The 25684-nt window shown below is 58.4% G+C and carries 21 protein-coding genes; 9 read left to right on the forward strand and 12 right to left on the reverse strand.

What is annotated here, in order from left to right:
- Both CJ255_RS11680 and CJ255_RS11685 read left to right on the forward strand, forming a co-directional pair.
- On the forward strand, positions 1 to 1276 hold a 1276-nt coding region (locus CJ255_RS11680), incomplete at its 5' end, for a protein kinase domain-containing protein (RefSeq protein ID WP_320410735.1).
- Positions 1277 to 1406: 130 nt separating this feature from the next.
- Complete coding sequence (locus CJ255_RS11685; RefSeq protein WP_097644282.1) at positions 1407 to 1676, forward strand: hypothetical protein; 270 nt, start codon at positions 1407 to 1409, stop codon at positions 1674 to 1676.
- Between the two features lie 335 nt (positions 1677 to 2011).
- Here the strand turns inward: CJ255_RS11685 and CJ255_RS11690 are convergent, their stop codons facing one another.
- The 3 genes from CJ255_RS11690 to CJ255_RS11700 all read right to left on the reverse strand — a co-directional run bounded on the left by CJ255_RS11690 (position 2012) and on the right by CJ255_RS11700 (position 5625).
- Positions 2012 to 2842 carry a response regulator transcription factor gene (locus tag CJ255_RS11690; RefSeq protein ID WP_097644283.1) on the reverse strand — a complete coding sequence of 277 codons (831 nt, stop codon included), beginning with the start codon at positions 2840 to 2842 and terminating at the stop codon, positions 2012 to 2014.
- A gap of 181 nt (positions 2843 to 3023) precedes the next feature.
- Positions 3024 to 4580, reverse strand: coding sequence for an ABC transporter permease (locus CJ255_RS11695; RefSeq protein ID WP_097644284.1), 1557 nt, complete (start codon positions 4578 to 4580; stop codon positions 3024 to 3026).
- Positions 4573 to 5625 carry an ABC transporter ATP-binding protein gene (locus CJ255_RS11700; RefSeq protein ID WP_245863340.1) on the reverse strand — a complete coding sequence of 351 codons (1053 nt, stop codon included), beginning with the start codon at positions 5623 to 5625 and terminating at the stop codon, positions 4573 to 4575. The genes CJ255_RS11695 and CJ255_RS11700 overlap by 8 nt, the downstream gene beginning before the upstream one ends.
- A 229-nt stretch (positions 5626 to 5854) precedes the next feature.
- On the opposite strand from CJ255_RS11700, the gene fabF reads away from it, so the two are divergent.
- Entirely contained in the window at positions 5855 to 7261 is a 1407-nt protein-coding gene (fabF, locus tag CJ255_RS11705; RefSeq protein ID WP_097644285.1) for a beta-ketoacyl-ACP synthase II, read from the forward strand.
- A gap of 111 nt (positions 7262 to 7372) precedes the next feature.
- Complete coding sequence (gene holB, locus CJ255_RS11710; RefSeq protein WP_097644286.1) at positions 7373 to 8389, forward strand: DNA polymerase III subunit delta'; 1017 nt, start codon at positions 7373 to 7375, stop codon at positions 8387 to 8389.
- A 248-nt stretch (positions 8390 to 8637) separates the two neighbouring features.
- Here holB and CJ255_RS11715 read toward each other — a convergent pair whose 3' ends face one another.
- The 4 genes from CJ255_RS11715 to purL form a co-directional block, all read right to left on the reverse strand.
- A complete protein-coding gene (locus tag CJ255_RS11715) occupies positions 8638 to 9231 on the reverse strand; it encodes a Uma2 family endonuclease (RefSeq protein WP_097644287.1) in 594 nt (197 codons plus the stop codon).
- 639 nt (positions 9232 to 9870) lie between these two features.
- Positions 9871 to 10452 (reverse strand): leucyl/phenylalanyl-tRNA--protein transferase, encoded by a 582-nt coding sequence (aat, locus tag CJ255_RS11720; RefSeq protein WP_097644288.1) that lies wholly within the window; start codon positions 10450 to 10452, stop codon positions 9871 to 9873.
- A gap of 132 nt (positions 10453 to 10584) precedes the next feature.
- On the reverse strand, positions 10585 to 11289 hold the full coding sequence (locus CJ255_RS11725; protein WP_097644289.1) for a hypothetical protein: 705 nt from the start codon (positions 11287 to 11289) through the stop codon (positions 10585 to 10587).
- A gap of 61 nt (positions 11290 to 11350) precedes the next feature.
- Entirely contained in the window at positions 11351 to 14335 is a 2985-nt protein-coding gene (purL, locus tag CJ255_RS11730) for a phosphoribosylformylglycinamidine synthase subunit PurL (RefSeq protein ID WP_097644290.1), read from the reverse strand.
- A 232-nt stretch (positions 14336 to 14567) separates the two neighbouring features.
- On the opposite strand from purL, the gene fsa reads away from it, so the two are divergent.
- The 3 genes from fsa (at position 14568) to CJ255_RS11745 (ending at position 16780) form a co-directional block, all read left to right on the forward strand.
- On the forward strand, positions 14568 to 15215 hold the full coding sequence (fsa, locus tag CJ255_RS11735; protein WP_097644308.1) for a fructose-6-phosphate aldolase: 648 nt from the start codon (positions 14568 to 14570) through the stop codon (positions 15213 to 15215).
- Positions 15216 to 15233: 18 nt separating this feature from the next.
- Positions 15234 to 16145, forward strand: coding sequence for a phosphoribulokinase (locus CJ255_RS11740; RefSeq protein WP_097644291.1), 912 nt, complete (start codon positions 15234 to 15236; stop codon positions 16143 to 16145).
- Between the two features lie 152 nt (positions 16146 to 16297).
- Entirely contained in the window at positions 16298 to 16780 is a 483-nt protein-coding gene (locus CJ255_RS11745; protein ID WP_097644292.1) for a CBS domain-containing protein, read from the forward strand.
- Between the two features lie 166 nt (positions 16781 to 16946).
- Here the strand turns inward: CJ255_RS11745 and CJ255_RS11750 are convergent, their stop codons facing one another.
- Together CJ255_RS11750 and CJ255_RS11755 are read right to left on the reverse strand one after the other, a co-directional pair.
- A complete protein-coding gene (locus tag CJ255_RS11750) occupies positions 16947 to 18308 on the reverse strand; it encodes a GH1 family beta-glucosidase (RefSeq protein WP_097644293.1) in 1362 nt (453 codons plus the stop codon).
- 25 nt (positions 18309 to 18333) lie between these two features.
- On the reverse strand, positions 18334 to 19176 hold the full coding sequence (locus CJ255_RS11755) for a Uma2 family endonuclease (protein WP_097644294.1): 843 nt from the start codon (positions 19174 to 19176) through the stop codon (positions 18334 to 18336).
- 196 nt (positions 19177 to 19372) lie between these two features.
- On the opposite strand from CJ255_RS11755, the gene CJ255_RS11760 reads away from it, so the two are divergent.
- Positions 19373 to 19618, forward strand: coding sequence for a hypothetical protein (locus CJ255_RS11760; protein ID WP_097644295.1), 246 nt, complete (start codon positions 19373 to 19375; stop codon positions 19616 to 19618).
- Between the two features lie 205 nt (positions 19619 to 19823).
- On the opposite strand, the gene CJ255_RS11765 is transcribed toward CJ255_RS11760, so the two are convergent.
- The 3 genes from CJ255_RS11765 to CJ255_RS11775 are packed head-to-tail and all read right to left on the reverse strand — an operon-like array spanning position 19824 to position 22773.
- Positions 19824 to 20750, reverse strand: coding sequence for an STAS domain-containing protein (locus CJ255_RS11765; RefSeq protein WP_097644296.1), 927 nt, complete (start codon positions 20748 to 20750; stop codon positions 19824 to 19826).
- Positions 20750 to 21934, reverse strand: coding sequence for an FIST signal transduction protein (locus tag CJ255_RS11770; protein ID WP_097644297.1), 1185 nt, complete (start codon positions 21932 to 21934; stop codon positions 20750 to 20752). Before CJ255_RS11770 ends, CJ255_RS11765 begins: the two co-directional genes overlap by 1 nt.
- Before the next feature lie 8 nt (positions 21935 to 21942).
- The gene (locus CJ255_RS11775) at positions 21943 to 22773 is read right to left on the reverse strand and encodes a 3-hydroxybutyrate dehydrogenase (RefSeq protein WP_245863342.1); all 831 of its coding nucleotides are present in this window, start codon (positions 22771 to 22773) and stop codon (positions 21943 to 21945) included.
- Positions 22774 to 23099: 326 nt separating this feature from the next.
- Between CJ255_RS11775 and lon the strand changes: the two genes are divergently transcribed.
- A complete protein-coding gene (gene lon / locus CJ255_RS11780; protein ID WP_097644299.1) occupies positions 23100 to 25631 on the forward strand; it encodes an endopeptidase La in 2532 nt (843 codons plus the stop codon).
- The last annotated feature ends 53 nt before the right edge of the window (positions 25632 to 25684 follow it).

The raw sequence follows: 25684 nt of genomic DNA on the forward strand, positions 1-25684 counted from the left end.
ATCTCCAATCTCCAATCTCCAATCTCCAATCTCCAATCTCCAATCTCCAATCTCCAATCTCCAATCTCCAATCTGCACCAGCCCCCGGAGCACCATGGTCGAAGTAAGCCGCATCCTCTGCCCACAATGCCACAAACAGAACGTGCCCCAAGCACACTTCTGCCAGCACTGTGGCCACGACATGATCCTCAACAACGATGCGCCAAGCGATGAATTGCGCTATGTGATCACTCGTGTTGTGAAGCAGGGGGGCCAAGGAGCGATCTACGAGGGGCGCGACCAGGTTGGGCGGGTCTATGCGATTAAGGAGATGCTCGACCGTTTCACTGAGGCGCGCGAACGGGCTGAGGCGCTTGCCAGTTTCTACACCGAGGCGCAACTGCTGCAGAGCCTCAGCCATCCGCGCATTCCCCGCGTCTACAGCTATTTTCGTGACGAGGGGCGGCACTACTTGACCATGGACTTCATCTATGGTGAAGACCTTCAAGAGCTGGTCGAGCGCAAAGGACGCTTGGACGAGCGGCAGGTGCTGCTTTGGGCCGATCAACTCTGTAGTGTGCTTACCTATCTGCACAGCAAAGGGCTGATCTACCGCGATATGAAGCCCTCGAATGTGATGATTGAGCGAGCCAGTGGCGCTGTCAAATTGGTAGATTTTGGCATCACCACGCTCTTTCGGGGCAGTGAACGGGGCAGCCAAGTAGGCACGCCGGGCTATGCGCCACCGGAACAGTACCAAGGGCTTGCGACGCCCCAATCGGACATCTATGCACTTGGGGCGACCCTGCACCATTTGTTGACGGGGCGCGATCCAACTGAGCAACTGCCCTTCAGCTTTCCGCCTGCGAACCAACTGGTTCCAAGCCTTTCACGGCGTACCAACGATGCGCTCGAGCGGGCGTTGCAAAAAGTGCCCAATGATCGCTTTGCCACCATGGAAGCCTTCCAAGCAGCACTCAACGCGCAGCCACTACCGCGCCCAGCGCAAGTGCGCGTAGCCCCACACGGCAGCATGGCGCAACCTGTGGCCGCCCAAGTGGCTGCACCACCAGCACCGCAAGCGCACAAACCCCATGCACAAGCTCGGAACGCCAAGCCTTCCAATGGATTCGTTGCCACCATCCGCTCGTGCATGGCCAAACTGATACGCATGATCATCTCTATGATCATCTTTATTACCCTAGCTACCAGCATCTACGTCTACGTGGCCCGCCCTGATTGGGCCGAACCCTACGCCGGGCCAGTCATCGAGACGGTCAAGGGCTTGATCGAATAGTACCAAACCACAACTTAGTTGCGAATTTACCACACTATTCTGCTCACAGGCTTATCGTACCTATGTTAGGATACGGGGGGTGAAGTTCCTGCAAACCTCACTTCTTGCACAAACAGAAAGGTTGCAACCGATGGCCCAAGAGCAGCAACGTTTCAGCCGACGCGACGAAGTCTACCTCAATAGCCCTGGTTTTGAACCCTACATGGGTTCAGGTGCGGTCTTTCTCTTTATTTTGACCGCAATTTTCATTTTTAGTATCAAAATTGGCTTTGCCTGGCTCGTCTGGCCCGGGCTCTTCCTCGCGGTGATTGGCGGCTACGTGACGCTAAGAATCCTCGAGCGGCGCGAGTATGCCCAAAAGCTTGCCGAGCTTGAGGCTGAGCTAGGAAGTGGGAAGTAGGAAGTAGAAAGTAGGAAGTAGGAAGTAGGAAGTAGGAAGTAGGAAGTAGGAAGTAGGAAGTAGGAAGTAGAAAGTAGGAAGTAGGAAGTAGGAAGTAGGAAGTAGAAAGTAGAAAGTAGGAAGTAGAAAGTAGGAAGTAGAAAGTAGGAAGTAGGAAGTAGAAAGTAGGAAGTAGAAAGTAGGAAGTAGAAAGTAGAAAGTAGGAAGTAGGAACAGAGCAGAACTAATTCCTATCTCCTAATTCCTAATTCCTATCTCCTAATTCCTAATTCCTATCTCCTAATTCCTAATTCCTATCTCCTAATTCCTATCTCCTAATTCCTAATTCCTATCTCCTAATTCCTATCTCCTCTCAGATCCGGTGCCATCCAGCGGTACCCGATGCCGCGTACCGATTGGATATAGCGTGGATGCGCGGGATCGGGTTCGATCTTGCGACGTAGACGCACAATGTGCGGACGAACCATTTGCCGCGCTTCGTCTTCGCTGTCTACGCCCGCTTGAAAGGTCTGAACGATCTGTACGCAACTCACTGCGCTACCTGGGTGGCGTGCGAGAATCTGCAGAATGGCAAACTCGGTGGGTGTAACTTCAATCGGTTGGCCGCTCATGGAAACTTGGTAGCGCCCGCTATCAACCATGAGCGGCCCGGCCATGAGCGTCTGTTCATCAGGCTGGACAACAGGTGTGGCTACCTCGGGGGCAGCGCGAGGGCTGCTCTCTTCTTCGACCAAACTTTGAAGCTGTTCGTACATGTTGCGGATCAACGTTTGCCGCTCACGGCTGGCACGATGACGCACCAAGACCTCGCCGACCCGCTGGCGCAAGGCGTCTACCCCAATGGGCTTGAGCAGGTAATCGGCGGCTTCGTGGCGCACAGCAGCAATGGCACTACTCATTGAGCCATGAGCGGTCAGAATGATAATCTGGGTCTGCGGCCAACGCTCGCGCATCACATGCATCACGTCAACCCCATTGGTATCGCCCAGTTGTAGATCGAGCAGCACCAGATCAGCGGCATGTTCCGCCATCAGCGCCAGCGCCTGCTCCCCACTGGCCGCCGTGCGAACGCGATAGCCCGCTTGAGCCAAGGCATCGCCAAGCACCCGGCGCACGACCGTTTCATCGTCTACAACCAGAATATGGGCATGTTCAGGGGTGATCATGATGATGCAGTAGCTTTCTTTTAGAAACTGTCTGAAAAGCTAGTGGGCACGCGCTGGAGTGCCGGCTTCAGCCGGCTGAAGCCGGCACTCCAACGCCAGTTCATAGACTTTTCAGACAGCCTCTTAGTTTCTGCTTGTCACTCGTCACTCGTCACTCGTCACTCGTCACTCATAACTGGTATTACGCTCGACGCAGTTGCCGCCCGGTAATCACGACGACAAGCATGAAGTTGATGCAGGCAATCGCCCCTAGCCCAACCCATGTCCAAGCATCAGGGCTGAGGCCACGGAGCATAATCTGCTGCAACCCAGCCAGGCCGTGGGTCATGGGGATGGCATAGGCCACAGGGAGCGCAGCGGGCGCAAAGCTGTCGAGGGCGATGAAGAAGCCACTGAAGAAAATGGAGAGCAGCAGGGAGATCATGGCCAACTGAATGGCCTGGCTGTCGGAGCCGGAGAGCGCCGAGATGAGGAAGCCCACCCCCAGTGAGGCGATGATCAAGAGCAGCAGCAGCAGCCCAAAGCTGAGCCAATTGCCCAGCATCGGTACGCCTAAGAAGGCCATGGCAATAATCAAGGCGCTGCTGGCAAGGCCAATAAAGACCGTGTAGCCCAAATATTTGCCGATGATCAGTTGGATCAGGCTCACCGGCGCGACGCGGAAGACTTCAAAAGCGCCCATGAGCCGTTCGCGCACGAGCGCCAATGCCCCCAACGTGATCGCGGTATGCTGCACCAGCAGTGCGAGGACTCCGGGTGAATAGTAGACCACAGCGGGATAGGCGCTGCCGCGCATGTTTGCGTAGCGCTGGGCTACTGGCGAAACGAGTAAATCAGGGGGCGTGTTGATGAAGATTTCGAGTGATCCATTGATCAACTGAAGGTCGCTGCGTGCTTGGGTTATTTCGAGCATGTAGAGTTCAAGCGTATCATTGGCCAGTGCCTGTTCAATATTCTGCAAATTGCCGCGCACACGGCGGATCGCCGGGCGCAAACCAGCCAACTCGGGCCCACGGGCTCTCAGAATATCTTGGGCGGGCAGCAGCGCCTCAATGCGGTTGGTCAACTCCACAAGCTCGCGTACATTCTCTTGGCTAGCCCGTCGTCCCGCTTCACTCAAATTCTGCTCCAGTTCAATCACCTTGCCCTCAGCATCGGTCAGACGCACACGGAAATCGGCGGCCTCCTCTTGGGCCTGCGTCGCCGTGACGCGCAGAATCGCCTTGTTGATCTCATTGACCTGGGCATACGCCAGGTATTGAATCCAGCCTTCGGTCATTGGGTTGATCGCCGCAGATTGAAATTCGATCACAGGGTTGATACCACTACGGAGTGCAGTGACCACATTACTTGGCAGAATTTGCACGAGATCAAGTTCGCCCGCTGCCAGTTGCGCTTCGGCATGCTCCCGTTCACTCGTAATCAGCAGCAGGTCAAAATTGAGCCCAATCAGCATCAAGATCTCATCTTCATCAACGCCACTCAGTCCCTCCGTTGGGACAACGAGACCAGTACGCACACGGGGGGTGCTATTGACATAGGTTGCGCCAAAGAGAATCAGCACCAGCAAAGGGCCAACAATCAGGCTGAGGATGAGCAACGGCTGACGCCAGATTTCATTGACCTCCTTGCGGAAGTAGGCGCGCACGCGGATGAGCCAGCGTTGCCAGCCGGGTACATGCCAGGCGACCGGCTGCCGGTTGGTTGCATTGGGATTGGGGATGGCCGGATCAGCCATGTTCGGCCTCCTCTTGACGCTGCTCGTCCTGCCGCATGAGTTTAATGAAGATCTCGTCGTAGCTCACTTCGAGCGGGGCAGCACTGGCGGCCACAATGCGAGGACGTTGGTTATTCAGCCGGGCCAAGACTTCAGGTAGCCACTCACGCGCATCTTCAACCACCACATGCAGATCGGCATCACTCTCAGCATTAGGAGCAGGCCGGGCGCTACGCACCACATCCTTCCAGCGGCGCAGCGTCGCCAACGCACGCGGCATATCATCGGGATCGGCCAGCGTCACATCAATAATCTCGCCACTAAAAGCCAAACGGCGCAGATTCGCCGGAGTATCAAGCGCCAAGATACGCCCTTGACGCATCACCGCCACATAGTCACAGTGGATCGCCTCACTCACCACCTGGGTCGTTACGACCAACGTGCGCCCCTGATCGCGCAACTGGCGAAAATATTCCCAAAAGCGGGCCCGCAAGACCGGATCAATCCCAGCGGTAGGCTCATCGGCAAAGAGCAGCACCGGATCGTGCATCAACGCACTCACCAGCATCAAGCGGCGCTGCATACCACCGGAAAGGTGCTGACCCAAGCGGTTGCGGGCATCTTGCAGATCAACAAAGGCCAACAACTCCGCCATGCGTTCGCGCACAAAGCGTGCAGGCATGCCATAGAGACTAGCGACAAACTGGATATTTTCGGCGACACTGAGCCGGGGGTAGAGCACAAACTGCTGCGGAATATAGCCAATCTGCTCACGATCCGTTGCCGTAAAGCGCGTCGGTGTACGCCCCAAGGTCGTAATGCGCCCACGCTGGGGGGCCAACAACCCCAACGCCACCCGACACGTCGTCGTCTTACCACAGCCCGACGGCCCAATCATACCCAGAATAGTTCCCGCAGGCACCTGGTAGGTCTGGTCGAAGATTCCAGCACCATTGCCAAAATCAACCACCACCCCCTCAGAATCGATGATGGCACGTTCCATAGGTGTATTGTACCAGAGGCAGTGATCGCCCAATGCCGCTTCGCATGCTTGAGTATCAGACATGCGCTTTCAGCTTTACCGTCGTAGTGCCGACTTTAGTCGGCATCCGGGGGGCGACCTCTTTACCATGGCGCAAACGGTAACGTGACCTGAAACCTTCCCTAACCATGCCTCTAGCCCAAGAGTGTTATGGTATCATTAGGGGCTAAGGCATCCTGATGCCTCCTTCATCCTTCATCCTTCATCCTTCATCCTTCCCTGTATCCTTCCCCCATAATCCAAAGGGTTGCCCATGGCGCAGATGCCAGCCAAGCGGCGAGCCGCCCTGCGGGCGGAGTTGCTCGCCCTGTTGCATGCCACCGAGGCTGAAGATATTGACGCTCGGATTGACGAATTGTTGGCCGAGGTGCTTGAGGATGCGCCTATCGTTGCGCCATTGGGCATGGGGCTTGATGACGAAGATGAAGATCGGCGTATCGTTGTCACCGGCATGGGGGTGGTTTCGCCCTTTGGGATTGGTGTAGCACCCTTTTGGGCGGGGTTGAGCCAAGGCAGAAGCGCGATTGAGCGTATCTCCCACTTTGATCCTTCAGGCTATCCATGCCAAATTGCCGGCCAGGTGCCGGGCTTTGTGGCCAAAGAGTTTATGGATGGCAAAGAGGCACGGCGCATGTCGCGCTCGAGCCAGTTTGCTGTGGCCGCAGCGCAGATGGCTGTCACCGATGCGGATCTGCGAATTAGTGGCAATAGTGAAGAGATCGGGGTGCTGATTGGCTGTGGCACCAGTGCTATGCCTGACATTGAGCAGGCGGCCATGACGCTGTTGCAGCGCGGTGGCATGAAGATCAGCCCCTTCTTCATTCCCGCAGCACTGCCCCATATGCCCGCCAGCCAAGTGGCCATCCAGTTGGGGCTGCACGGCTACCTGAGTGCGATTAGTACGGCGTGCTCGGCGGGTGCCCAAGCGATTGGTGAGGCCGCTGAGGTTATTCGCCGCGGCGAGGCCGAGATTATGCTCGCGGGTGGGGCTGAAGCACCGATTACAGCCTTTAGCTTAGGGGCCTTCTGTGTCATGCGTGCCCTCAGTAGCCATGCCAACCACGAGCCAAGCAAAGGCTCACGCCCCTTCGACGCCCGGCGCGATGGCTTTGTGCCAGGCGAAGGTGCCGCCGTCTTGGTGCTCGAACGGCTCTCAAATGCCCGCCGTCGCGGAGCCTCGATCCTGGCCGAAGTAGCAGGCTACGCCGCTACCGCCGATGCCTACCACATCACCGCACCTGAACCCGATGGCTATGGTGCGGCACGGGCGATGCGCCGCGCCCTGCAGAATGCCCGCTGCGATCCCCAGCAGATTGACTATATCAATGCCCACGCCACCAGTACCCCAGCGGGCGATCTGGCCGAAACACGGGCGATCAAGCATGTCTTTGGTGAGTATGCGTATAGTGTGCCGGTCAGTTCCAACAAGTCTATGATCGGCCACCTCACTGGTGCCGCTGGAGCGATTGAGGCAGCGGCCACGATTCTTGCGCTGCGCCATAGCCTCATTCCGCCTACCATTAACCAAGAAGAAGCCGACCCGGCCTGTGACCTCGACTATGTGCCCAATCAGGCGCGCCATGCCCGCCTCCAATTAGCAATCTCCAATTCGTTTGCCTTTGGTGGGGTGAATGCGGTATTGGTGTTTCGTAGGTTGTAACAAGCTGTCTGAAAATGTTGGTGGGCTAGTTTCGGAGTGCCGGCTTCAGCCGGCTAAAGCCGGCACTCCACGGCATGTGGAACGGCACTGACAGCCTCTAAGGACTATGCGATGTGGAATATTATCGGCCACGAATGGGCCATTGAGCAGCTTCAGACCAGCATTAGCAACGCTACCGATGCCCATGCCTACCTGATCAGTGGCATGGCTGGCATCGGGAAGGCGCTGGTGGCTTTGCGCTTTGCCCAGGCGTTAAATTGCGAGCAGGCCACGGGTGCTCCCTGCCTGAGTTGCCGCACCTGCCGCCGCATCGAACGGGGCAACCACCCTGATCTGCGGATTGCGGGTATGGCCAGTCAAGCCGCTGGGCTCAAGGCCGACGAAGCGGCACGCCAGAAGGAACTCAAGATCGGTACCGTGCGCGAGTGGCAGCGCGACCTAACCCTGCGCCCCTACGAGGCGCGGCGGCGCATCTTCATCCTCCATGATGCCGAACGGCTCAACGAGGAAGCCTCCAATGCGATGCTCAAGACGCTGGAAGAGCCACCGCCCTACGTGACGCTCATCCTTGTTGCCAATAGTACCGAACTGCTCCCCACGATTGTCTCGCGCTGCCGCGTGCTGCGCCTGCGCCCCCTGCCGCGCCGCCAAGTGGCCGCTGCACTCGAAGCACGCGGGGTGACCAAAGATGATGCGGCTATGCTGGCCGCCTGGAGCGGCGGACGAATCGGCTGGGCCTTCCAACTCGTCGAACAGCCCGACGCCGTCGCCCGCCGCGACGAGCAACTCGATACACTCCTCAACCTCCAAGGCAGCAGTCTCAGCGCCGGGATGCGCTGGGCCGAACAGCGTGCCAAAGAGTACCGCAGCGGCGAACAAGAGACCGTCTTCGCGTGGCTTGAACTCTGGCAAGGCTGGTGGCGCGACATGTTACTCACCGCTGCGGGCTGTCCCGAAGGCATCGTCAACACCGACCGGCGCGATCAACTGGCCCAACTGGCCAAAGGCCAAAGCCTCGCCCAGATTCATGCCATGGCCACCCGCATCGGTCAAGCCGCACAGCACCTGCGCGAAAACGGCAACCCGCAGTTGGTCTTGGAGCATGTAGTACTCCAGGTGCCACGGTAGCGTTGTTTCTATAGGGAAGGATACAGGAAGCAGGAAATAGGAAATAGGAAATGGGAAATAGGTTTGCAGCATCAGACTGCGCTGAATGCCTCCAAACTGTAAATTGGTATAATACCAATTACCCTTGAACATGCCGCATGATCAAGAACGCTAACGCCCATTGGGGTGCCATGTTAGGCAATCTGCAATCGTAAATGGTATAACAACCTCTGTGGTGCAATCCTCGCTCATCTCTGTCCGCCTCTCGCCTACCCAAAGAGCGCATCGGTCGCCACGGCCCACCCGGTAACAATGCTGCTGGGGATGATCGCCTGGCCACGGTAGATATGCTCGGCGTGGTAGCTGTCGCCCTCTAGCGTCAGCAGTTCAACACTGCGGCTAGCCGGGTCGGCGATCCAATATTCGCGTACCCCCGCCGCTGCGTAGCAGTCACGCTTCTCGCGGCGGTCGTAGCTCGCCGTGCTGGGTGAGGTGATCTCGACAATCAGGTCGGGCGGGCCGACAACCCGCTGCTCGGTGAGGGTTGCCGCCCCGTCGCGCAGCACCACCACAATGTCGGGTTGCACGATCGTAGCGCCATCGAGTTGCACATCAACCGGCGCCGCAAAGACGCGGCCTGCGCCGGTTGTTTCGATCAGGGTGAAGAGCTGATGCACAATCCGTAACGAGCTGGTCTGATGGGCAAGGTTCGGGGCCAGAGTCTTGCGCAGCTCTCCACTGATCAACTCATAGCGCAGCCCATCGTCGGGCAGACGCTCATAGTCGGCAATCGTCCAACGCCCCTGCGCCGACGGCGTCAGGTGGCGCACAGGTTGGGTCGCACAGAGAATATCATCGGGCATTGGAGCCTCCTGAGCTTTAGCTGTGATGCCTTATACCATTTACGATTGCAGATTGCAGATTGCAGATTGCCGAACATGGCGTCCCAATGGGCGTTAGCATTCTTGATAATGCGGCATGTTCAAGGGTAATTGGTATAATTACATTATAGCACGAATTTGTTTATCATGGCTTTTCAGTACGTGACACACGGTGGAGTGCCGGCTTTAGCCGGCTAAAGCCGGCACTCCACCGCGTACCCACTAACTTTTCAGACAGCTTCTTAGGGATGATTTCAGAGCACTTTACCGTTTGCGCTATAGGTAGTGCCGACTTTAGGGAAGCAGAAATTGTTACGTATCCCAGCAGCCTGTCATGCTGAATAGTCTATGGGCGGGCATCGTAGTGCCGACTTTAGTCGGCTGAGGTCTTTGGTAGCGATGGGAAGCCGACTAAAGTCAGCACTACCTACGGCATCTCAGGGCGGCAACGCAACGCAACGGGGCAATCAACAACATCCGCTTCCCTTAGTCGGCTGAGGTCGCCGACAACCCCCGGATGCCGACTAACGTCGGCACTACGACGGTAAAGCTACAAGCGCCTTTCTAAAACCATCCCTAACAACCTTTGCGCCCTTGCGCCGTTGCGTCACAAACCCCGCCTCAAAAGACCGCCCTGACCCGCAGGGCTTTTCGTAGCCGCCGATGGTATTCAGCCCGGCTGATCTCTTGCGTCCCGAATTGGAGCATGTGCGAACCGACGATGTACTGCGAGTCGAGTAGGGTAAAGCCGCCCGCCCGCAGCCGCGCTACAAGGTGCACTAAGGCTACTTTGCTCGCATCACGCTCGTGGCAGAACATGCTTTCGCCTGCAAAGAGGCCGCCAAGGGTGACCCCGTAGAGCCCGCCTACCAATTGGCCTGCACGCCAACTCTCAACGCTGTGGGCATAACCGAGCCGGTGGAGTTGGCTATAGGCTTCAATCATCTCCTCGCTGATCCAGGTGCTTTCGCGCCCCGGCTGGAGGGCCGCGCACGCCCGCATCACGCGGGTAAAGGCGCTGTTGTAGCGCACGCTGAAACGCTCACTGCGAACTGTGCGCGCCAAGCGCCGCGGCACCACAAAGCTTTCTAAGGGAATGATCGCCCGCACGGTTGGCTCGTACCAGCCAAGTGCCCCCGCCTCGTCGGCCATGGGGAAGAGCCCTTGGCTATAGGCCGTCAGCAGTAACTCAGGGGTTAGCATCAATATCTTTCAAATAAGCTCGCGCAAAGCCGCAAAGCCGCAAAGGTTTGGCGCTCATATGCAAAAAAACTTTGCGCCCTTGCGCCGTTGCGTCAAGAAGCCCGTCGTATTTGAAAAGTATTGGGGTTAGCATTAGGGCGCTTGGAGCCGGTTAAAGCCCGAGGTGATGATCTGGCTGGCCCAGAGTAGCAGCGCCAAACTGGTGAAGAGGCCAACCTGCGCCATCCACGCGGGCCCGCCGACAATCAGCGCTACCCAGAAGGGTGCGCCCAGCAACCCGTGAACCAGGAGGCTCAACCCAAGCCCTGCTGGTAGCACCAAGACGAGCAGGCTCTGCCACGAGAAGCGGTTAGTTGCTAAGAGTACATAGAGCAGCCCGTAGCTAATCACTGCGGCCATGAAGGCGTGCAACAGTGGGGCTGTCAGGCCCCACGGCAACAATCCCGCCTCGTAGCTCCAGGTGCGGGTGCGGAGGCCAATTGTCTCTAGCACCAAATGGTAGAGTGAGAAGATGAAGAAGGTGATAAACCCAGCGAGATAGCCGGGAAACCACCAGCGTGTGCGCCAGAGCAGCAGGACGATGATGGCAGGTAAGGGGTAGTACCAACCCGAGCCTAGGATGACGCCCATAGGGATGGCTTGGGCTAAGAGTTGTTGGGCCTGCTCGAAGCCCGCACTGAGCCGCGCGCCGTAGAGCATGTGCCACAATGGCAGCGCCAGCGCACTCAGATGCCCTGCTCCCAACGCGAGCAGGTAGAGTGGGGTGCGCTGAAGCCACGCCAAGTATGCCGCCAGTCCGTAACAGATCAATAAGAGCAGTATGGCTACGATTTCCATAACAGTGTAGCAACCTGTAGGTACTTGGGCGAACCTGGTTCGCCCAAGCCCGCTTGGGGGTTCACATCCAACTGAGCCCGGCCTGCCAGGCTTGGCGTAAGGCGTCGAGTTCTACCTCGGCTACGATCTGGCCATCCGCCCGCAGCCGCAGCAGCGCTTCATGCTGTACTGCGCCCAACTCAACCAGCGCCACACCAGCCAAGACCGACTCAAAGGCTGCTGCATCGCCTGGACGCACCTCAACCAAGAAGCGGCTCGGCGTCTCGCTGAAGAGCCTCGTGGTTACGTCAAGTTCACCACCGAGCGCATCAAGCTCCAAGTCGAGCCCCAGATGACCAGCGAGAACCATTTCAGCCGCAGCGACCGCGAGGCCGCCTTCGCTCAGATCGTGGCAGGCCGCTACCAAGCCTTGTGTGATGGCTCCGTGTAGGGCCGCAAAGGTGGCCCGCGCCGCCACAAGATCAACCTGGGGCACCTGGCCCGCCAGCCCGTCGCGGCCCAGAATGGCATCCAAATGGCTGCCGCCTAACTCGGCGCGGGTCGCGCCCACCAGGTAGATGCGGTTGCCCGCCTGTTTCAGATCCATACTGACACAGCGGCGCACATCGGGGACTTCGGCCAGGGCCGAGATCAAGAGCGTGGGCGGAATGGCGACGCGCTGCCCTGCTGCGTCGCGGTACTCGTTGTTGAGCGAGTCTTTGCCTGAGATGAAGGGCGTGCCAAAAGCGACGGCGGCATCGTAACAGCCCGCTGCGGCCCGAACCAGCCCAGCCATGCGATCAGGTTGGCGCGGATCGCCCCAGCAGAAGTTGTCGAGAATCGCGGTGCGCCCAGGATCGCCGCCGACCGCCACGACATTGCGGAGCGCCTCATCAACCGCCGCTAAGGCCATCCAGTAGGGGTCAATCCGCCCGTAGCGCGGGTTGATCCCGCAGCCCAAGGCCAAACCGCGCTGCATCGTCGCCACGGGCTGCAACACCGCCGCATCGCCCGGGCCATCCAGCGCAACCCCCACCAACGGCTTGAGAATGGTTGCGCCGCGTACCTCGTGGTCGTAGGTCCGCACAACCCGCTCCTTGGAACTGATGTTGGGGTGGGCTAAGAGTTGCAAGAGCAGGTTGGCGCTTGCGGGCAGGGCCGCCCCTTCCGCCGCGTGTATCGGCTGGCGTTCTGGGCTTTGCCAGAGCGCCTCTAGCACCCGTTGGGGCAGGCCGTCGTGCAAAAACTCCATCGCGAGGTCAACCACCTCAAGCTCTTTGTAGTTCACCCGCAAACGCCCATCAGCGGTGAAGGTACCAATCGCCGTCGCCTCAACATCCTCAGCTTCACAGAGCGCCAAGAAGGCGTTGAGGTTGGTCGGGGGCACCGCCAGCACCATACGCTCCTGGGCCTCCGAGAGCCAGATTTCCCACGGCTGCAACCCGGCATACTTGAGCGGCACGCGCTCAAGGGTCACATGGGCGCCACAGCCAGCACCCATTTCACCCACTGCCGACGACAGCCCGCCCGCGCCACAGTCGGTAATCGCCGAGTAGAGCCGCTGGTCGCGGGCTTGCAACAAGACATCCAACAGCTTCTTTTCGGTAATCGGATCGCCAATCTGCACCGCCGATCCCACCGTTGCCGCCGTGTCGTGCGTAAGCTCAATGCTACTAAAGGTCGCCCCGTGGATGCCATCGCGGCCCGTATGCCCGCCAAGCAGCACAATCACATCGCCGGGGGCCACATTGCGCGGGTGGGCATCGCGCGGTGCGAGGCCCACTGTCCCCGCATAGACCAAGGGGTTGGCGCTGTAGCCAGAATCAAAGAGGACTGCGCCATTCACGGTGGGGATGCCCAGTTTATTGCCATAATCACGCACACCTGCCACCACGCCCAAGGCTACGCGCTGCGGATGCAGCACCCCAGGCTGAAGCGCCTCTGCGGGCGTATCGGGCATGCCAAAGCAGAGGACATCGGTGTTGGCAATCGGTTCCGCCGAGACGCCCAGCACATCGCGGATGACCCCGCCCACGCCGGTGTTCGCGCCACCAAAGGGTTCGAGCGCACTCGGGTGGTTATGGGTTTCTACCTTAAACGAGACCTCGTGAGCGGGGCCAAAGGCGATAATCCCTGCGTTGTCAACAAAAGCCGAACGCACCCACGCATGCTCAGGCAGGCGCAAGCTGCCGTGAGCCAGCGTAAAGTGGGCCGCCGCCGACTCAGGGGCCACAATCCGTTCTGTCGCCGCCATCAAAAAGGTCTTGATCAAGCTATTCAGCTCAACCTCGTCCTGTTCAAGCAGATGGAAAGCCGGGTAGAGCTGGGGATCGAGCGCTGCCGCACGCTGGTCGGGGGTAGCGCGGCGATAGCGCACCTTCGCCTTAAAGCTCTTATGGCTACAATGCTCGCTCCACGTCTGGGCCAGCGTCTCCAACTCACCATCGCTCGGATCGCGCCCCAAGGCAACAAAATGGTCACGCACCGCATGCATCTCAGCCAGATCGAGCGCCAAAATCCCATCGCGGCTAATCCGCAGCAACTCGGCATCATCGGCCTCACGCAGAGCAACACGCACCACACGGGGCTGCACATGCGCCGGCGGGCTAATCAGATCTTGGTAGAAACGCAGACGGCTACGGTGGTCAATCCCCGGCACCGCAATCAGGCTCGTCTGCACCAGATCAATCGTCAATTCAGCCGCACGAGCAGCAGGATCAACCCCAGAGGTCAAGAGGTAGCGGCGCACCATGCGGGCCTGATCCAGCACCGCAATACCCAAGCGGCGTGCGCCCTCAAGCACACTCTCGCCCGCATTATCGGTAACCCCCGGACGATAGGCGACCTCCAGCATGTGGGCAGCGGCGGGCAGTGGTTCAACCATCAGTTCATCAAGCGTAAGCGCCCGCCAGGTGACCGTCTCAGTCACCGGATCGTGGAGCAACTCGGTAGCCAAACGGGCCACATCCGCAAGCCGCAGGGCCAGCCCCTCAAGCACATAGATCGTCTGGATCGTCTCAGGGTGGGTCGCTTCACGCGAAGCGACGGTTACAAAAAACTGGGCCATAGTGGCTCCTCATACTGCATGTTAGCGCCCGATTGTAGCCGATAGGTACGCCTACGTCAACGTAATACCAATAACCGTTGCCTATGCCGCATGATCAAGAACGCTCAAGCTCATTGGGACGCAATGTTCTACAATCTACAATCTACAATCTACAATCTACAATCTGAAATGGTATAACGCCTATGCTATAATGCAGCCACATGCCGCAAGGCGTAAGCAATTGGAGCTGCTCATGCAAATTTATCTTGACACCGCCAACCTGGACGAGATCCGTGAGGCCGCTAGTTGGGGCATTCTGAGTGGAGTCACCACCAATCCCACGCTGATTGCGCGGGAGAAGGGGGCCGATTTTAAGACCACCATTGCCGAGATTGCCAACCTGGTTGATGGCCCGATCAGTGCCGAAACCCTCTCGCTCGATGCCGATGGCATGATCCAAGAGGGTATTGAATACGCAGCTTGGCATCCCAACGTCATTATTAAAATCCCAAGTACCCTTGAGGGCTTGCGCGCCGTGAGTGAACTCGCACGCCACAATATTCGTACCAACGTAACCCTCTGCTTCAACGCGGCCCAAGCGCTGCTTGCGGCTCGCGCCGGTGCCTTCATCATCAGCCCCTTCATTGGTCGCGTAGATGATAGCGGCGTTGAGGGTATGCAGCTTATCCGCGAAATTGTGTCAATCTACCGCCAAGATTCCGAAATTAGCACGAAGGTCCTCTCGGCCTCGATTCGCCATCCGCGCCACATCATCGACTCGGCCATCGCTGGCGCCGACATTGCCACATGCCCCTTCAATGTACTCAAATTGGCCATGCGCCACCCGCTCACCGACCGCGGCATCGAGCAATTTCTAGCCGATTGGAATTCAAGGAATTGATCCAACCCAAGCGAAGCTATGCCAGACACGCAGCCCCTTATGCTTGGCCTCGTTGGTGACGGGGCCTCCGGCAAGACCACCTTGGCCCGTGGGGTGGTACGTCTGCTCGGCAGCAATGGTGTGACGCCCATCTGCCTTGACGACTACCACCGCTATTCGCGGGCAGATCGTCAGGCGCGGGCCTTGACTGATGTTGATCCCGAGGCCAATGATCTCGATCTCATGGCGCGCCACCTTGCGGCCCTGCGTACCGGCGAAGCCATCAGCAAGCCGGTCTATGATCACCGTAGCGGCACCCACCGTGCGCCCGAAACGGTTGCGGCAACCGGGCTGATTCTGGCGTATGGGATGCTCACACTCACGCCCGCCAGCCTTGCCAACCTCTTTGATCTCACCGTCTACCTCGAACCGGATGCAGCCTTGCGCCATGCGTGGCGCTTGGCCCGTGATGTGCGTGAGCGCGGCTATACGCCCGACCAGGTACGTGCGCTGCGCGATAGCCGCGAGCGCGACGCCGCTCGCTTTGTGCAGATCCAGCGCCCCCTGGCCGACATTGTGGTGCGCTACCACAGTAGCGCCCCTGGCGCGGGGCTCACCATTGAGTTGCTGCTGCGTCATGGCAAGCAGCGCGACGCCACCAGCGCCCTCATCGCCCAGATTGCCAACCAAGCCGCCCCCGGCTTCCACTTCACCCCCACGATCAGCGATGAAGATGGGCATCAGTGCGACCAACTCATCATCAATACCAACCTCGATGCCAGCACTGCCACCCAGATCGCCCAAGCCCTCAGCGCCGATCAGCCAGCCCTCAGCACCATCCCCCTCAGCAGCCTCGGCCATACCAGCAGCGACGATCCAACCACCCAGAGCCTGCCCCTTGCGCTGACCCAACTGATCATTGTGGGGCGCTTGCTGAGGGAAAGAAACTAGGCAATATGTTTGGTAATCTACAATCTACAATCTACAATCTACATTAGAGTTGCCAAATTATTACTGCACGTAAGCAGACCTCGCCCAAAGCAGCGGGAGCATGTGCGCTACCATGAGGTTCAGAGCCACCGCGTAGCCAAAGGAGGCACGCCATGCGAACGATCCCAGATCCTCTCCATGCGCCCCATGTTCCTGCCGAGCAGGAGGTGCGCTACTACATGCGTACACCCGCAGTAACCCTCAACATCGCGGCCCCCCTCAGTGATGCCCTCGCGCTCATGCGCGAACACGATGTACGCCGCTTGCCGGTTGTGGTTGATACTGGCGAGTTGCGCGGCATGATTACCCAAGGCGATATTCGCGGGGCCGATGTGATGCGTATCGCTGGTCTCGACCCGCTTGATATTGCCCACGCCCTGCGCCAAGTGAAGGTCTATGAGGTTATGACCGAAGACCCCATCGCCATCGTGCCCGAAACTGGGCTACGTGAAGCGGCGCTGCTCATGATTGAAAATAAGATCGGTGGCTTGCCGGTAGTTGATGAGCAGAACCGCGTCGTTGGGATTATTACCGAGAGTGACCTCTTTGAGACCTTGGTACAACAGCTTGATACGCGAGATCCTTTGTATGGGTAAGGGATGGTTTCATGCCACGTTACTGTTTGCGAGGACGCGAAGAGGCGAGGACGCGAAGCCCGGGCAAGCGTGGTGTCTGGCAGATCAGCCCGTGAGTTTGCGAGGACGCGAAGAGGCGAGGACGCGAAGCCCTCACCTCTTCGCCTCACGCATCCTCGCAAGATCATCACCCATCACCCACAGGCAATTGGTTCGCCCTGATCACCTCGCGGTACCAGAAGAAGCTATCCTTCGGGTAGCGCCGCTGGGTGTTGTAGTCCACATGGATCAGGCCGAAACGCTGGTGGTAGCCAAAAGCCCACTCGAAGTTGTCGAGCAGTGACCAGTAAAAGAAGCCAGTGAGCGGTACGCCTGCAGCAATGGCACGCTGGCATGTTGCGAGGTGCTGCTGGATATAGGCAATGCGCCCCTGATCATGCACCCGTCCATCAGCTTCAAGCGGATCGAGGTAACTGACCCCGTTCTCGCTCAGGATGATGCGCGGCAAGCTATAGTGGCTATGCAGACGCAGCAAAAGCTTATAGAGCCCCTCTGGATAGATCTCCCAGCCCATTTCGGTGCGCGGCGTGGGAGGGCGCACAATCTGGTACTGCCAGGGCTGAGGGCCAGCGGCCAACACTTCACGGGTGTAGTAGTTGAAGGCAAAGAAGTCGCTGGGCGCCGCAATCAGCGCCAGATCGCCGGGATGCACAAAGTCCATACCCTTGGGCAGATAGCCCGCTGCCGTATAGTCGGCCACCATATCGGCGGGATAGCCGTGACCCGCTACGGCATCGAGAAACCAGCGGTTGTAGTAGCCATCAAAATGGCGGGCTGCATCACGGTCGGCAGGGGCTGCACTTGCGGGCTCGGCAGCGGTAAAGTTCAGCGCCAGGCCCACCTCAGCATGCGGCGCAGCAGCACGGATCGCCTGCGTGCCCAAGCCGTGAGCCAAAAGGGTATGGTGGCTCGCAGCGATAGCCGCAGGCCAATCGCGCAGCCCCGGGGCATGCTCACCCAACTGATGGCTGAGAAAACTGATACACCACGGCTCATTGATCGTAATCCAATGGCGTACTTGGTCGCCTAATGCTGCCGCCACCACCCCCGCATATTCAGCGAAAGCCTCAGCCGTTGCCCGCTGCGGCCAGCCCCCCGCATCCTGCAAAGCCACCGGCAAATCCCAGTGAAAGAGGGTCACATAGGGCGTGATAGTATGGGCCAAAAGCGCATCCACCAAGCGCCGGTAGAAATCGAGGCCCGCCTGGTTCACCGCACCGCGCCCTTGGGGCAAAATACGCGGCCACGCGATACTAAAACGGTAGGCTTTGAGCCCCAACTGGGCCATCAGAGCCACATCTTCTTCATAACGGTGATAATGATCGCAAGCCATATCGCCCGTATGCCCATCACGGGTCTTACCTGGCGTATGGCTAAAACGATCCCAGATACTCTCGCCGCGACCATCAGCGTTAACCGCGCCCTCAATCTGATAGGCCGACGTTGCCGCGCCCCAGATGAAGTCTTGGGGGAAAGGTGTGTTGAACATTGGAGGTTCTCCTTGGGCTAACCGATCACTTTGCATCGCGTAGCCGTTGCACCTCGGCTTCGAGTTCGCGCAGGCGCACCTCAGCCGCAGCGGCACGCTGTTCGGCTGCAATCCGAGCCTGTTCCGCCTCTTCCCGCGCAGCACTCTCTTGCCTAAGGGCAGTAGCGAGAGCCTGGTAATCACCCAAGGCTTCGCCAGCGGCATTGTAGCAGACCAACTCATGCGCTTCGACAGCCAGCCAGAGTGCGACGGGTTCTAGCCAGAGCCAACCACGCTCATTGGGAATGAGCACTTGGTAGCCCGTTTCTGTCTGTACATAGCCGAGGAGACGCAGCATCGGTTGTCTCCGCAGCACAACGGTGTCAACGATGACATAGAGGGGCACCCCAGCAATATCGTACTCCTCAAGCTTATGCGAGCGGTCAATGCTGGCCGTTTCAGGCGACGTAATCTCGATGATCAGCGCGGGCCGTACCCCCTCACGGGCAACATCAAACGTACTCCAATTCTGACGCTGCGTAACCCCAATAATCACCGCGATGTCAGGGCCATGGGGCTTGAGATCGGGAACATCCCAAGCGACACGCACATCATCCAGGACAACAGCGGTGGGGTCTTGGGCCAACTGCGCCTCAAAGACATTACAAAGGTAACGGCGCCGGCGCTGATGGGCATCACTATGGGTCACGTGGTCACCCTCCTGGGGATGGAGTAGATCTTCGAGCGTCAGCGGCTCTTGGCGCAACTCAGAGAAACCATCGGAGCGCTCAACGTTGACGTAACGCCAGCCATAGCGAAAAGGGTCGGCAGGATCACTCGTGTGCAACGCCCCCGTTCTTGGCCTTGTTAGCACTTCTATGGTTGTCATGGTTTCTACTCCTATTTCACCATAGGGCAAGACTTGCCCTGTCTGGGTGCGCGGGCATCCGGCCCGCGCACCCAGCAGTTGCTTACCCCTACTCTGAACAATTACCCGACCCTTACATATGGATGTTCTACGTGGAGTGCGTTACAATGATGACAGGAACCTTTAGTTGATACAGGGAGAAACCGCAATGAGTCATATGCTCCAGATTAACATTTCCGATGCCTTATATGAATCGCTCTTGAGAACTGCACAACAAGCAAATCAACCTTTAGATATATTTATAGCTACATTACTGAAAACCGTAGCAGAAGAAGCTGCCCATGATCCCATTGAGGCTTGGATTGGTGCATTTCCTAGTAATCATGCAAACTGGGCTGATCAACATGATCGTATTTTAGGCGAAAATTCGATGGTTCTCCAGAAAGAAAATCATGAGGACTAACATTTTTGCCGATACTGCTGGATGGGGGCATCTGGTAGATCCAAACCAACCCCACCATGATTTGGCAGCGGCCATCTACCGTGATGCTCGCCGTCATCAGCGTAAGTTCATCACCACGAACTATATTCTTGGCGAAAGGGTATTCGTGAAGCATTCACAACTGATCATCACTTTGCTCAAGCAGGTTTCATTCGTCTCCTCTAAGCTATTTCAAACCCAAAGCCCCCCGCAGATCATGGGTTGTTCTGGCCTCAAGTTGCATTCCGCTGCTCACAATCGTTTGCGCTACTTCGGGCCCAATGCCGCAGAGGATGACGTTGGCCCCCAGTAGGCCAGCGGCGCGGGTGGCGTTGATGAGGGCAACGATGACGACTTCGTCCACCGCAACGACGCCGCTGATGTCGAGAATGACGCGCTGCGCCTGGTGTGTGCCGATTGCATCAAGTATGCGCTCTTGAATCAATGCGGCCCGTTCATGATCAATCATGCCGATCAGGGGAATCAGCAGGGTGCGCTGGTCGAGGCTTAAGATTGGCGTTGAGAGTTCATGCACAGTGGCGAGCAGTTCGGCTTGGCGCTGGTTGGCCACCTGCATCTCGGCAAGCAGGTGGCGTAACTGTTCCTGCTGGGCCTGCTGCTGTTGCCAAGCGATCAGCATCTCCAACGCACGCGCCACCTGCTCACCAAGCACCAGATAGAGCGAATTGTCTTGGGGGCTAAACGAGTCTCGTCGCACCCGTGCGACATAGATCCATCCAAGGAGCGTCTGCTCGCGTTGCAGCGGAATGCCCAGTGCTGCACGCAGGGGGTAACGCGGCCCTAGTGGCTGCGGTAGGCATGGCGCGGCTGCCCCCTGCGTCTCTGCCAGCAGTTGGCGCTGTGCCTCCGTGAGCCGAAGCGTCGCAGCCACCTTGCTCAGGCGCACCCCTCGCGCCGCCCGGGCCTGTAGCTCGCCCTCAGCCCCGTGGGCCACATAGATGATCGCAACCTCCGAGTTGAGCAGACGCGACGCCTTATCCAAGGTCAGCTCAAAGAGTTGCGCTTCGTTGGCAATATGCTTACTGATTGCGGTGATCTCGTAGAGCAGCGCAAGTTCTTCTTCGCGCTCTGCGAGGGTGCGTACATCAACCATCACGAGCTACTACTTCCCAAAACACAGATTGCTACGGTCTTGTTATGAAACGCGGGCGGGCCATCATCGGCAGCAATTTCGCCAAAACTGTACATGCCAATAAACGGCGTGGTGGCCCCCAGTACCGAACGAATCCGATCAATCTCGGCTTGGCTCTGGTCACCCAAGAGCGGCGGGCGAGTGACGCAGTTGATCACAATGGCTACTGCTGGGGGATGGCCCTGGAGCGCCGCCATTGCTCGTTCGGCAGCCACGGCGGCAGCCTCAATCAGCGATTCCGGGGTGCCCTCCATGATGTAGGCAAACGCATCACCCGGCAGTGTGCCAACACAACTCAGCGCGCCATCATCGGTCACGGCCAACGGCAGACGCACCAGCGGTTCACTGCCCGCCTGCACAAAGCCAAGCGGGTGGTAGCGCGAGATCGTGCGGAAATTTTCGGCGGTGATGCTCTCTGCGGGCAGCAGCTCGCGGTAGATCTCAAGGGCGGGACGACCATCCAATTCATAGAGGAGGTTCCCAGTACTGCGCGTGACCGCCATGCGGCGACTAGCGGGCCGCCAGCCGTGACGCACGCCTACGCCAATGGGCATGGTCGAGCTGATCTGCGCCGCCACCAGCGCATCACTCATGATCCGGTCGCCCGCAAAGAGTACCGTATGGCCATAGTTGAGGCTATCGCCCGCCGCGCCGCCAAAGAGCGGGCAGAGCGGGCCAAGCACTGCGGCAGCACTCTGAATCGCCGCGTCCATCGTAAGCGAGCCTGTCAGCCCATCGGTGAAGAGCAGGGCCACGTTGTTGCGTTCAGCCGTGGGATCGAGTTGAGCCGCTTCAAGCTCTTCGGCCACCGTTTCGGCGCTAACCACTGGCGTCGTACTGAGCCCCGGTGCAATGGCGAGGGCCAGCTCAAAGCCCGCACCGCCCAATGCAAGCAGCCCTACGCCCATGGGCAGAATGCCTGCGGGCACAATCAGCCCGCCGGTACAGCAGCCCAACAGCGGCACCGCACCAGTCACGCTCCGTATCGCATCAAGGACGACCGTATGGTCATAATGTTCCGTGGTAAAAGCCACCAATAAGCGTGGTGCCACCCCCAGATTTGCCAACGCCTTATGTGCCGCACTCCTACCCGCCAGTGCACTCTCGCTGTGTGTACTGGCCCCTACGCCAGCCAATATGCTCATAGCATCCCTCACTTCGCTGTCCAGCCCAAAGCAATCTCATAGACCGAGCCGGTCATCGTTCCTGCGCTATCGGTGCAAAGGAAACAGACAAGATCAGCCACCTCCGAGGGTTCAATCAGCCGTTTGACCGCCACGGGGTCGAGCATGACTTTGCTAATTACTTCGCTTTCAGGCAAGCCGCGTGTCCGCGCTTGGTCGGCAATCTGCTGCTCGACCAACGGGGTTCGCACATAGGCCGGCGCAATCAGGTTGACCGTAATGCCATCGGGGCCGCCTTCGAGCGCTGCGGTGCGCGTCAAGCCAAGCAGCCCATGTTTCGCCGTGACATAGCCCACTTTGAAGGGCGAGGCACGCAGACTATGGATCGAACCAATGTTAATCACCCGCCCCCAGCCCCGCTCCTTCATCTGGGGCCAGGCATAGCGCATCAGCAGAAAGGGGGCCGTGAGCATCACTGCGAGCATATGCTCCCAACGCTCCTCTGGAAAGTCGGCCAGCGCTTCAATATGCTGATAGCCCGCATTATTGACCAACACATCCAATTGGCCAAAATGGGCCAGCGTCGCCTCAATCACACGGCGACACTCACTCCGTTGTGCAAGATCCGCACCAAGAAACAGACCACCAATTGCATCAGCCACCGCCTGCCCTGCGCTACTTGGCAGATCCACCACCGCCACGCGAAAGCCCGCCTGGGCCAAACCCTCCGCCACCGCCTGCCCAATCCCGCTACCGGCCCCCGTCACCAAGGCCACGCGCTTTGTCATCGTTGACTCCTTAATGCCATTGCAGATTGTAGATTGTAGATTGCAGATTGTAGATTGTAGATTGCCGAACATGGCGTCCCAATACGCTTTAGCGTGCTTGATAATGCGAACACGTTACGGGTAATTGGTATGATAGCGTTTGAGGTACACCACGAAATCTATCTCTTCGCTATTGTACCGTATCGGCGCTAAACATGGGTTTGGTCATTTGACATGTACCGTCGAGACGCTTCCAGCACATCCTGATGCCTCATGCCTGTATCCAATCTCCAGTATCCTGAATCCTTGCGCTTTGTAAACAAAACGCTAGAAGTTGGCGTATAGCCCACATGCGCCATTGACACCACCTGAGCCTAGTTTGATAATAATTGCAGAATATTGTCGAGGAGTATGATCCTATGCAAGAGCCAACTGAAATCACTACCGATCCATCACAAGACCAGATCCAGAGCCTGCCTTTGGTTGTGCTTGAGAGCGCAGTCGTCTTTCCGCATACGGTGATTAGTTTGACCCTTGATGAGCATAATGTGGCTGCGGTTGAGGTGGCGCTGAAGCAGGGGCGTCAGATTTTGCTCGCGCCCAAACGCCCTGATGCCGATACCGAGGCTCCTTTGAGTGAGCAACTCTTTCCTGTGGCCGTCGTTGGCCGCATTGAGCAGTCGGGTGTGCTGCCCGGCGGTGCGAGTGGCATTATTGTGCGCGGCCTCGTACGTGTGGAGCTTGGGGTTCAGGATGCGAGCACGACCTATGCCCGTTTTGCCTATACGAGCCGCCCCGATCAGGTTGAGCGTACCCCTGAATTGGAAGCGCTTATGGTTGAGGTGCGGGCCGTGATTGATGCGGTGCTAGAGTTGCGCCCTGGGGTTACCCAGGAAATTCGCAACTTTGTGCGCTCGATTGATGACCCCGGCCATCTGGCCGATAATACCGGCTATTCGCCCGATTATACCTTTGAGGAGCGGCTTGATCTGTTGCAGACCTTCGATCTCATGGAGCGCTTGACGAAGGTGCGCGAACTTTACCATAAGCAGTTGGCGGTGTTGGAGATCCAGAGTCGTCTGCGCCAAGAGGTGCAGGAGGGTTCTGCGCGTCAGCAACGCGAGTTCTATTTGCGCCAACAGCTCCGGGCCATCCAGAAGGAGTTGGGCGAGGACGATAGCGAGACGGCGGAGTTGGACGATCTGCGCGAGAAGCTTGCAACGGCTCAGTTGCCCGATCTGGCCCAGAAGGAGGCCGAGCGTGAGTTGGGGCGTCTGCGCCGCATCAATGGTAGCTCACCCGAATACCAGATGGTGCGCACCTACCTCGAATGGCTCGCCGAGTTGCCTTGGAGTAAGCATAGCGGCAAGGAGGTGGATATTGCCTTGGCGCGCCAAGTACTCGATGAGGATCACTATGGCTTGGAGACGGTCAAGGAGCGTCTGCTCGAATATCTGGCCGTGCGGCAGCGCCGCGCCGCGCTGGGTGAGGATAGTGGCCGCGCTGGTCGTGAACCCATCCTGGCCTTCGTGGGGCCGCCGGGCGTCGGCAAGACCAGCCTGGGTCAGAGTATTGCCCGTGCCTTGGGGCGCGTCTTTGTGCGCATGAGCCTCGGCGGGGTGCGCGATGAGGCTGAGTTGCGCGGCTTTCGCCGTACCTACATTGGCTCCCAGCCGGGCCGCATTATCCAAGAGTTGCGCCGCGCCGGTAGCGCCGATCCCGTGATTATGCTCGATGAGATTGATAAGCTGGGCAATGATTATCGCGGCGATCCCGCTTCCGCCCTGCTCGAAGTCCTTGATCCCGAACAGAACCATACCTTTACCGATCACTACCTCAATCTACCCTTCGATCTCTCGAAGGTACTCTTCCTTGCTACTGCGAATACCTGGGATGCCGTGCCGCCGCCCCTGCGCGACCGCATGGAGGTGATTGAGCTCTCTGGCTATATCGAAGATGAGAAGGTGCGGATCACACAGACCCACCTCATCCCACGTCAACTCCGCGCCAATGGGTTGCAGAGTCACGAGGTGGTGCTTGAGGAGGAAGCACTGCGCACCCTGATCAATGGCTATACCCGCGAGGCCGGGGTGCGTAACCTTGAACGCAATATCAGCGGGGTTTTACGGAAGGTGGTGCGTAAACTGGCCGAGGAGGAGGGCAGAGCGGCAAAGGATGCAGCACAAAACAGCGAGGAGGCACAGCAAACACCAGAAGCTCAGGAGGTAACGCCAAGTAGCGAGGATGCACAGCACGCACCAGAAGCTCAGGTTGTGATTGACACCGCCTTTGTGCGTGATGCCTTAGGCCGACAGCGTTTCTACAACGAAGCCCAAGAGCGCATCGATCAGCCGGGCGTAGCCACGGGGATGGTCTGGACCGCTGTGGGCGGCGATATTATCTTTGTGGAGGCAATGGCCCTCGAGGGCAACCGCGAGCTACGCATTACCGGCCAGCTTGGTGAGGTGATGCGCGAGAGTGCCGAGGCCGCGTTGACCTATGTGCGTTCGCGGGCAGCCACCCTGGGGATTGATGCGAAGTTCTTTGATCAACACGCGATCCACATCCATGTCCCTGCCGGAGCGGTGCCCAAGGATGGCCCTTCGGCGGGCATTACTATCGCAACGGCACTCGCCTCTGCCGCGACGGGGCGCTTGGTGCGCGATGATGTGGCAATGACGGGCGAAATCTCACTGCGCGGGCGCGTCTTGCCGATTGGCGGCATCAAAGAGAAGGCCCTGGGAGCCCATCGTGCCGGCATCAAGACCATCATCCTCCCCCGGCGCAACCTCGCCGACCTCGACGACTTTCCGGCTGAAGTGCGCACCGAATTGACCTTTGTCCCCGTTGACACCTTAGACGAAGTTTTGGCTATGGCGTTACGCCCACCCACCGAGGCCCAATTTGATCAGGTGGTGGCGGCCATGCCGCAGGGGCAATTGGTTGGATAAGGGAGGGGTTCGCCCAAAACCGTATCTTTTGGCCCTCTTCAACGGATAAGGAG

Source organism: Candidatus Viridilinea mediisalina (assembly GCF_002532535.1).
GTDB classification, from domain to species: domain Bacteria; phylum Chloroflexota; class Chloroflexia; order Chloroflexales; family Chloroflexaceae; genus Viridilinea; species Viridilinea mediisalina.